We start from the raw sequence: 3,287 nt of genomic DNA on the forward strand, positions 1-3,287 counted from the left end.
GAACAAGCCCATTATTAGCATCTATTTCTTGGACAGACCGTGCGGGAACATCAAATACTACTGTAAATTCTACAACACCAGTATTAGTAAATGACTTAGATATTAGAGTAACTAAAGGCGGAACAACTTATTTTCCTTACGAATTAGCAGGAGCTACAACAAGTGCACAACAAGATAACAATGTAGATCCTTATGAAAGAGTTGATATTTCTGGAGCTTCAGGAACGTATACAATTACTGTAACTCATAAAGGAACATTAACAGGAGGAAGCCAAAATTTCTCTCTTATCGTAACTGGATTAACAGGAACACCAGTAGTTTGTAATGCAACAACTCCAACTGGAGTTTCAACTTCAGGAGTAACAACTTCAGGAGCAGATGTAAGTTGGGATGCAGTAACAGCAGCAACTTATGACGTACGATACAGAGCAACAGGAACGTCTTCTTGGACTACAAATGCAGTTGCTACAAACTCTACAACATTAAGCGGATTAGCAGCTTCTACAGCTTATGAAGTACAAGTAAGAAGTAAGTGTACTAGCGGAAACTCTTCATATAGTGCTTCAGTAAACTTTACTACAGCCGATGTGCCTCCAATTTGTACTACTATAGTGAGCTCTTTCCCTTATAGTGAAGGATTTGAGGCTAATGATGGTTGGACACAGGTTACAGGAGATGATGGTAACTGGGTAAGAAGAAGTGGAAGTACTCCATCTTCTGGAACTGGACCTAGCGCTGCTGCGGAAGGATCTAACTATTTATTCTTAGAAGCTTCTACAAACGGAAGCACAGGACAAATAGGTGCAAATGCAACCGCTATTTTAGAGAGTCCTTGTTATGACCTGTCAAACGAATCGCAAGCTACATTTACTTTCGAAAATCATATGTATGGTACTAGTGTTGGTTCATTAGCTCTAGAAGTTTCTACTGACGGTACATCCTGGTCTAACTTATGGAGTTTATCCGGAAACCAAGGAAATCAATGGAATGCTGTTTCTGTAAATTTAAATTCATACACAGGTCAATCTGAAGTAAGATTACGTTTTGTCGGTACAACCGGTTCAAGTTGGTCCAGTGATATTGCTATCGATGATCTTGCATTAACTACCGATGGTGGTGGTTCAGGAGGTAATTGTGATACGATAAACTTCAACAATTTTTCCATTAATTCTTTTGCTACTCAGGATGCTGCAGGTAATTCTTCTATAAGTAATAGTGGAAATACCTTAACATTAACCAATAATACCTGGAAATACATACCATACAATTATACGGTTACTGCAAATACTGTTATTGAATTTGAGTTTAGCAGTAGCTCAGAAGGTGAAATTCATGCAGTAGGATTTGAAGATGATAATTCGTTAACCTCTTCTCGATATTTTAAAGTTTACGGAACTCAAAATTATGGAGTTACCAATTTTGATAATTATTCAAGTGGTACAAAAACGTATATTATTCCTGTAGGAGACTCCTATACCGGAACTAAGGATAGATTAGTGTTTATTAATGATAACGACGGAGGTTCGGGGAATACTTCTACATTTTCTAATGTAAAAATTTACGAAAGCTCTTGTGGTGAATCTGCTTTTGAAGTTACAGATATAATAGGAACAAGAGTTGATGTTTTAGGAAATGAAGATGAAGGTATCCTTGCTTCTATTGTATTAGCTCCAAGTTCAGTGAAGAAAGGAAGACTGTTAAAGTTACTTGGGCCTGATAAAAATTTATCAGATGCCTCATATACTATCATTAACATGCTGGGGCAAATTTTAGAGAAAAGAAAGATTAATGAAAGTAAAACGATCAATATAGATGCATTTAGATCGGGTCTGTATATTCTAAAAATAGAAAATAAATTCACAAAAGTGAATAAACGATTTATTATTGAGTAGTAATAAAACAGAATATGACTAGTCCTAAATAAGCGTTACAGTTTTTACTAGGATTAAAAATACTAAATCTCAGAACAAACCATGGTTAGTTCTGAGATTTTCTTTTTGTATGTTTTTATTTTGACATTTCTTTGTTTGTGCATTTGTTTTGGTGTTATCATATGGTTTGATAAATGTGGTCTTTTGGTATTATAAATATCGATACTTTGTTTTACTATTTTTTGCATCGTTGTTATATCTACTTTTTGAGTATTTATTAAAAACTCTTGTTTTAAAATACCATTAACACGTTCTGCTACTGCATTTTGGTATGGATCATAAGATTCTGTCATACTGCACCTTATATTGTTTTTAATTAATAATTTCTGATAGTCATTAGAACAATATTGCAATCCTCTATCTGAATGATGAATAAGTCTATCATTAGGATAACTTCGGTCTTTAATTGCTTTTTTTAGCGCCTTCAAAGAAGCTTTGACCTGTAAAGAACTATCTAGATGATATCCCATTATTTTCTTAGAATAAGCATCGGTGATTAATGACAAGTACATCGGATTTTGTCTATTTCCAATGTAAGTGATATCAGATACCCAAACTTGCTCAGGTCTTTCAATAGTTAGGTTCTCAACTAAATTCTTATGTTTTCTAAAACGATGATGTGAGTTGGTTGTTATATGATAACTTCGTTTAGGTTTTATCAGCATATGATTGGCTTTTAAAATGGTAAATAAACGATCTCTACCTACACCAAGTTCTTGTAAAGGTTGTTTTAAAATATGATATAACTTTCTAGTTCCAATACAAGGCTGCTCTATTCGAACAGACTTGACCAAACCTACAACTTGTTTAGCAATAGATTGTCGTTTTTGTTTTGACTTTATAGCTCTATAATACACCTGCCTGCTTACCCCAAGTAACTCACAGGTGGATGAGATACTTTGATGATAGTTTACTCTAAACATATCGATTACTTGGGTTTGGAGTTTTTTCTAATCGGAATATTATACTCCTTCTCAGCTAGATCAATGATCATATCAAATAAAATTGCTTTCTTATCTGATTTCTCTACTTGCTGTTCTAATAAAGCTTTTTGTTTTTCTAATAAGCGAACTTTTTGTTCGAGCTCCATTAGTTTTTGTTCTGGTGTCTTGGACATATGAAAGGATATTTGATTCTCCCAATCAAAGTTACCATATTTCCGCAACCAGTTAACAACAGTCTTTCTACATTGAATACCATACTGCTTAGTTGCCTGAGTAGTCGATAATTTACCTCGCTCTATCTCTTGTACAATACTCAACTTTAAACTTAGTGGATAGTCTTTTTGGGTACGCTTTACATAGTTTGTTTTCATTACACTCACTTTTTAGTGTAACGCTATTTCAGGACGAGACA

General features: G+C 34.3%; 3 protein-coding genes. 1 reads left to right on the forward strand and 2 read right to left on the reverse strand.

All coding sequences use genetic code 11. The annotated features are described in order from the left end of the window. On the forward strand, positions 1-1,892 hold a 1,892-nt coding region (locus ACRBG0_RS27945), incomplete at its 5' end, for a T9SS type A sorting domain-containing protein (protein WP_431490121.1). A gap of 62 nt (positions 1,893-1,954) precedes the next feature. On the opposite strand, the gene ACRBG0_RS27950 is transcribed toward ACRBG0_RS27945, so the two are convergent. Together ACRBG0_RS27950 and ACRBG0_RS27955 are read right to left on the reverse strand one after the other, a co-directional pair. Then, on the reverse strand, positions 1,955-2,854 hold the full coding sequence (locus tag ACRBG0_RS27950; protein ID WP_431490122.1) for an IS3 family transposase: 900 nt from the start codon (positions 2,852-2,854) through the stop codon (positions 1,955-1,957). Between the two features lie 5 nt (positions 2,855-2,859). Beyond that, positions 2,860-3,246, reverse strand: coding sequence for a transposase (locus ACRBG0_RS27955; protein ID WP_431490123.1), 387 nt, complete (start codon positions 3,244-3,246; stop codon positions 2,860-2,862). Positions 3,247-3,287 lie beyond the last annotated feature (41 nt).

This window comes from Lewinella sp. (assembly GCF_050633125.1).
Taxonomy (GTDB): domain Bacteria; phylum Bacteroidota; class Bacteroidia; order Chitinophagales; family Saprospiraceae; genus Lewinella.

Excerpts from the sequence above, each read along its gene's own strand:
- ACRBG0_RS27950 (WP_431490122.1), bottom strand. The coding sequence starts at position 2,854 with ATGTTTAGAGTAAACTATCATCAAAGTATCTCATCCACCTGTGAGTTA.
- ACRBG0_RS27955 (WP_431490123.1), bottom strand. The coding sequence starts at position 3,246 with ATGAAAACAAACTATGTAAAGCGTACCCAAAAAGACTATCCACTAAGT.